This window comes from Maribacter sp. (assembly GCA_020629415.1).
GTDB lineage: Bacteria > Bacteroidota > Bacteroidia > Flavobacteriales > Flavobacteriaceae > Maribacter > Maribacter huludaoensis.
Genome location: JAHDDL010000067.1, coordinates 3,318 through 9,002 on the forward strand (window position 1 = coordinate 3,318; position 5,685 = coordinate 9,002).

At 34.5% G+C, this 5,685-nt stretch carries 5 protein-coding genes; all 5 read left to right on the top strand.

Annotation, left to right across the window (positions count from 1 at the left end; genetic code table 11):
- Positions 1-289 precede the first annotated feature (289 nt).
- The 5 genes from QZ657_RS16685 (at position 290) to QZ657_RS16705 (ending at position 5,504) form a co-directional block, all read left to right on the top strand.
- Positions 290-1,405: an esterase-like activity of phytase family protein gene (locus tag QZ657_RS16685; protein WP_291968176.1), complete on the top strand. Its 1,116-nt coding sequence runs from the start codon at positions 290-292 to the stop codon at positions 1,403-1,405.
- 161 nt (positions 1,406-1,566) lie between these two features.
- A complete protein-coding gene (locus QZ657_RS16690; RefSeq protein ID WP_058102779.1) occupies positions 1,567-2,190 on the top strand; it encodes a MarC family protein in 624 nt (207 codons plus the stop codon).
- A gap of 43 nt (positions 2,191-2,233) precedes the next feature.
- A complete protein-coding gene (locus tag QZ657_RS16695; protein ID WP_291968177.1) occupies positions 2,234-2,785 on the top strand; it encodes an NAD(P)H-dependent oxidoreductase in 552 nt (183 codons plus the stop codon).
- A gap of 41 nt (positions 2,786-2,826) precedes the next feature.
- Positions 2,827-4,725 carry a monovalent cation:proton antiporter-2 (CPA2) family protein gene (locus QZ657_RS16700; protein WP_291968178.1) on the top strand — a complete coding sequence of 633 codons (1,899 nt, stop codon included), beginning with the start codon at positions 2,827-2,829 and terminating at the stop codon, positions 4,723-4,725.
- Positions 4,726-4,919: 194 nt separating this feature from the next.
- Positions 4,920-5,504: a DUF6515 family protein gene (locus QZ657_RS16705; RefSeq protein ID WP_291968179.1), complete on the top strand. Its 585-nt coding sequence runs from the start codon at positions 4,920-4,922 to the stop codon at positions 5,502-5,504.
- Positions 5,505-5,685: the final 181 nt, after the last annotated feature.

Sequence of the window (5,685 nt, forward strand, 5' to 3'; positions counted from 1 at the left end):
GGTGAGTATTTTGATAATGATAAAGGTTCATATGCCACAGCACACGCAGATGCATACAACACTCAGAAAATTGAAAATTTACTTTCTATAACAAATACATTGGTTTAGGACTTTTTTGTTCTTTTAATTTGATACAACCTTTTTATTATGAATAATTTTGCAAGAGTAAAACACCTCAGGATAACCCCATGAGACATTCAAAGGAAACAAACTTTTAAATTCGAGGCAAGCCTCGGGGTATTATACCTCTTGGCGGTGCCAATAAAATTTCGCTATTAACACCAATAAAATGAGGATTGTAGTAAAATTGCTATTTGCATGCACAACTTTAATAATAACGTCTTGCGGTGGTAAAAAGGATAGCAAGGAAGCCGAAAACACTATAAACTTACGTTTTGTAGATGAATATGTTCTGCCGGCAGAATCAGCTCTTAACAACACTAAAGTTGGTGGTTTATCCAGTATTGATTATGCAAATGGCAGTTATTATTTAATCAGTGATGATACTGAATCCCCAAGATTTTATGAAGCTGAGATTTCGTTCGACTTAAATAGTTTTGATTCCATCTTCATGAAATCGGTCACAATCCTTAAGGATACAAATGGTCTAGGTTTTTCTAAAGGAAGTATTGATCCAGAATCTTTAAGATATGATAACGGCTCGTTCATTTGGACAAGTGAAGGTAATATCAATAATGGAGTAAACCCATTTGTACGTATTTCAGATTCAAACGGAAAATTCGTTAAAGAAATTGAAATCAGAGACCGCTTTTTAATTCACGCTGACCCAAAGTTTGGCCCTCGTCATAATGGTGTTTTTGAAAGTATAACCTTAAGTCATTTCCAAAAAGGGTATTGGGCGGCAATGGAATTATCTCTAAAGCAAGATGGCCATGAACCAACAGTAGCCGAGACTGACTCGCCAGTAAGAATTGCTTTTATCAATAAGGAAACCGATAGTTTTGAAAAAGAAATAGTGTACGAATTAGATAATGTGGCCAGGCAAGCTAAAAATGGACATTCTTTTCAATTGAACGGTGTTGTAGAAATTTTGGAATATGATACCAATAAGTTTTTAGTTTTGGAACGTTCCTACGCTATGGGGTACAAAGATGGTGGTAACACGGTTAAAATTTATGATGTAGATGCCAGTAATGCAACAGACGTAAGCAATTTTAAAAGTTTAAAAGACAAAAACTATACAAAGGCAACCAAAAAGCTTTTGTATAATTTTGATACTATCCGAAATGATTTAACAAACGGTGTTGTAGACAATATTGAAGGTATTACGTTCGGGCCAAGTTTTGAAAATGGCAATAGGTCTTTAATTGTGGTTGCCGATAACAACTTCAATCTTTACGGTAGTCAACTCAATCAGTTTATTTTGTTTGAAATTGACAAGTAATTTAAAACCTGTACCCTTAAAGTATTCCAGTTTAAAAATGAGATTAATTTTAAAATGGTCTCAGCTTTTCTTATTTTTCAATAATTCCCAAAAGTTTCAAAATTATTTAGGAATTTAAAATGGAATTGAAGTTCTTGCACGATTAATTTTTGCTCATAATAATGGATGACTTAATTACATTTTCAATTGCCGTTTTTACTGGTTTCTTTGCCATTACAAACCCAATTTCCAACATGACCGTTTTTTTATCGTTAACCCAAGGTGCCGATAATAAAACTAAAGAAGATATCAATAAAAGAGCAAACCTAATTGCATTTATTATTGTACTGGTCTTTGTGCTTTTAGGCAAGTATATTTTTGAACTTTTCAATATTAGTATTCCGGCGTTTAAGATTACGGGCGGAATTCTAATTTTTTATATTGGTTTTGAGATGCTTCAATCAAAACAATCTAACGTAAAAAATATAAAACACGTTAATATTGATGAGAATATTGCCGTGTCTCCACTTGCCATTCCAATTTTGGCCGGTCCGGGAACTATTGTTACCGCAATGAACTTTGTGTCTAGTGCACAACCGGTACATATTGCTATAGTTATTGCCGTATTCGGTTTTATGAGCCTTCTAACTTATTTCACGTTCAGACTTAGTAATTTAATAGTAAAATTAGTTGGCTTTAACGTTATTTCGGTAATTGGAAAAATAATGGGTCTTATCATAGCCATTATTGGTACGGGTATGATCATAGAGGGTATTAAAATCTCCTTTAATCTAATTACGAAGTAATTGGCTTACTAAAACATAGGTCATTATTCTTAATTGATATAACATGAAAAAAGTACTTGTTTTATTTGCTCACCCAAAGTTTGAGAAATCTAGGGCAAATACCATTTTGGTCAATTATATCAGAAATAAAGAGGGTGTAACCTTTCACGATCTGTATGAAGAGTATCCAGATTTTCATATTGATGTTTCCTATGAAAAAAAATTATTGGAAGAACATGATGTAATCGTTTGGCATCATCCAATGTACTGGTACAGTTGTCCGCCTTTATTAAAGCAATGGATAGATATGGTGTTGGAATTTAATTGGGCATACGGACCAAAGGGCAAGGCCCTAACTTCAAAAATATGTCTAAACGCTATTACTACCGGTGGAAGTAAAGAATTGTATTGCTCACAAGGTAGCAATAGCTATACTATTACCGAGTTTTTAAGACCTTTTGAACAGACCGCCAACCTTTGTCTAATGAATTATAGACAACCATTTACCGTAATGGGTACCTATAGATTGACTGATGAACAGCTTAGGGAGTACGGTTCGCAATACAGTTCTTTGATAGATAGCCTACAAAATGAAAAGACGGTGCTTAGTACTTAAGTTTGAGTTCTATTAAAAGCACCAAATAAACCAAACCAATTATGACCGGAAGCCTTCTTTTTGATGCCATTGTATTTTTATTGGGAGCGATCATCTGTGTCTCAATAGCTAAAAGATTAGGCTTGAGCTCTGTTTTGGGCTATCTGATCGCCGGAGTTTTAATAGGTCCGTATGTTTTAGGATTTATAGGTGAAGAGGGAGAAGACATCCTTCATTTTGCTGAATTTGGGGTAGTGGTCATGCTTTTCTTGATTGGGCTTGAAATTGAACCAAAGAACTTCTGGAATATGCGTAAATCCATTGCTGGTATGGGTGGTTTACAAGTTGCTGGGACCATGTTGCTCTCTTATCTCTTTTTTATACTAATTGATTTTGATTGGAAGGTTGCCTTGGTGATATCTATGGCAGTTGCCTTATCATCAACGGCTATAGCCATGCAAACTATTGATGAAAAAGGCCTTATGGAAACTACCTTTGGTAATTCGGCATTTTCCATATTATTATTTCAAGATATCATCGTGATCTTTATGTTGGGAGCAATTCCTTTGCTTTCCAATACCGAGGTTGAAGCAGCTGCAGATAGCCATGAATCTACCGGTAATCTTTTAGATGGTTTGCCCATGGGCTACCAAACATTGGCCATTATTCTATCTGTGGTGTTGATCATAGGTGCCGGTCAATATTTAATTGTTCCCATGTTAAGAAGAGTCGCTAAAACGGGAGTAAGGGAATTGCTGTTTGCCTCTGCTTTGTTAATCGTATTCAGTATTTCATTCTTAATGGAGTATGTTGGCCTATCACCTGCTTTAGGTGCCTTTTTGGGCGGAGTGGTACTTTCTAGTAGTGAGTACAAACATGAACTTGAAAGTAACCTTGAACCTTTTAAAAACCTTCTTTTAGGTTTGTTCTTTATAGCCGTAGGTGCGTCCATCAATTTTGTGGTCATTGCCAAAATTCCGTTGACTATTGGCGGTATATTATTGGCAATAGTATTGATAAAGGCTTTGATACTTTTTATTACGGGAAAGGTATTTAAACTAAAACTGGACCAAAACTTGTTGTTAACATTTAGCTTGGCCCAGATTGGGGAATTTGCTTTTGTATTGTTATCCTTCGCATTTCAATTAAATATCCTAGATCAGGAACAGATGGATATAATGTTGGTAATCACGGCACTGACCATGTCCATTACTCCCATTATCAGTATCATAAACGAACGTTTCATCTTACCAAAAATTGGAACTAAGGAGTCCATCAAAAGACCTATGGATCATATTGCGAAATCACAAAATGTTATTTTGGTAGGTTTTGGTCATTTTGGAAGTACGGTCGGTAGATTTTTACGCTCTCATGGTATTGAAGCTACTATATTAGATCAAGACTCCAATAGGGTAGATGTACTCCGTAAAATGGGTTTTGAAGTATATTATGGTGATGCCACTAGAATAGATCTTCTTGAAGCTGCAGGTATTGCAAAGGCTAAAATATTGATATGCGCTATAGATAATCCTCCCATAACAAAAGAAATTACCAAACTTGTAAAAGAAAAATATCCTCATGTAGAATTAATGATACGTGCCCAGAATAGAAATGATGCATATGAATTGCTGAATTTGGGCTTTGAGAATATTTACCGAGAATCATTAGATACCTCTTTAGCATTGGCAAAAGATGTTTTAAGTAAACTAGGTTTTAGAAAATACACCTTACTTAGCCAGGTCCAGAATTTTATTAAATATGATGAATCTAGTTTAAGAAGACTGGCAATGGAACCCAAAGGCGATGATGATTACCTTTTTAAGGTTAGAAAAGAACTTGAAGAGCAAGAGCGATTATTGGAAGAGGATTTTAAAAGAGGCATTGTTGAATATGATATTCATTGGGATAGTGAGTCTATTAGAAAAGTATTGAAAAACCAACAGAACAATGCAAAATCTTAAACGCTAAACCCATAGCGTAAAGTACCACCAAAACTCAATCTTAAATCTTCTATACAATTTACTCATTCGTAGATCAAATACCCTAAATCATCTATTAGTACAGTTTTTTCATCTGTTTCATTTAAACCACTTGCCATATTACTTGTCAAAGTATGGAACGATAAAGTAAAGTTTAACTTTTAAAACTAAAACAGATGAAAACAAATACTAAAACATATGCAATACTTGGTTTGTTATTAATTGCTTTTGCTTTACCTAGCAATGCCCAAACACGTAAAAGAACAACGACAAAAACTACCACTACCAGGACCGTAACTAAAACACCTGGAAGGGTTTCCAGTAAGAAAGTAGTATACAGAACACCAACGAAAAAAGTGGTTTCGGTGAGATCGGTTCCTAATAAAACCGTGGTTAGACACAATGGTCAAAATTACTACTATGCCAATAATAAATATTATACGGCTTCTAGAGGCAGATATATTGCCATTGCACCAAAAGTAGGATTTAGAATCAACACTTTACCTGCTAATTCAGTAAGAGTAAGATTTAATAATCGACTTTATTTTAATGCAGGGGGCACTTTTTATATTGAAGCAAATTCTGGATATGAGGTGGTTGAACCAGAAATTGGTACCGTAGTTTATGAATTACCAGATGGGTATGAAAAAGTTACTATTGACGGTTTAACATACTATGAATATGCTAACATACTTTATGAAAAAATACAACTGGACGGTTCTAGAGCCTATGAAGTGGTAGGAATTATTGATATGGAATAATTAGATTAAAATTGAATTTGTAAAGGGCTTACCCATAATGGGTAGGCCTTTTCTGTTTATGAATAGTAATGAAATATGACAATGGTTAGTTTTTACAAGAACACGTTTTGTTAGATTTACTACTTCATTACATTATTCATCATCAAAACAATAATTAGCTAATGCCGTCAACAAATCATCT

Bases quoted from the DNA above. Each gene is read 5' to 3' on its own strand.
- QZ657_RS16685 (WP_291968176.1), top strand. From the start codon at position 290: ATGAGGATTGTAGTAAAATTGCTATTTGCATGCACAACTTTAATAATA.
- QZ657_RS16690 (WP_058102779.1), top strand. From the start codon at position 1,567: ATGGATGACTTAATTACATTTTCAATTGCCGTTTTTACTGGTTTCTTT.
- QZ657_RS16695 (WP_291968177.1), top strand. From the start codon at position 2,234: ATGAAAAAAGTACTTGTTTTATTTGCTCACCCAAAGTTTGAGAAATCT.
- QZ657_RS16700 (WP_291968178.1), top strand. From the start codon at position 2,827: ATGACCGGAAGCCTTCTTTTTGATGCCATTGTATTTTTATTGGGAGCG.
- QZ657_RS16705 (WP_291968179.1), top strand. From the start codon at position 4,920: ATGAAAACAAATACTAAAACATATGCAATACTTGGTTTGTTATTAATT.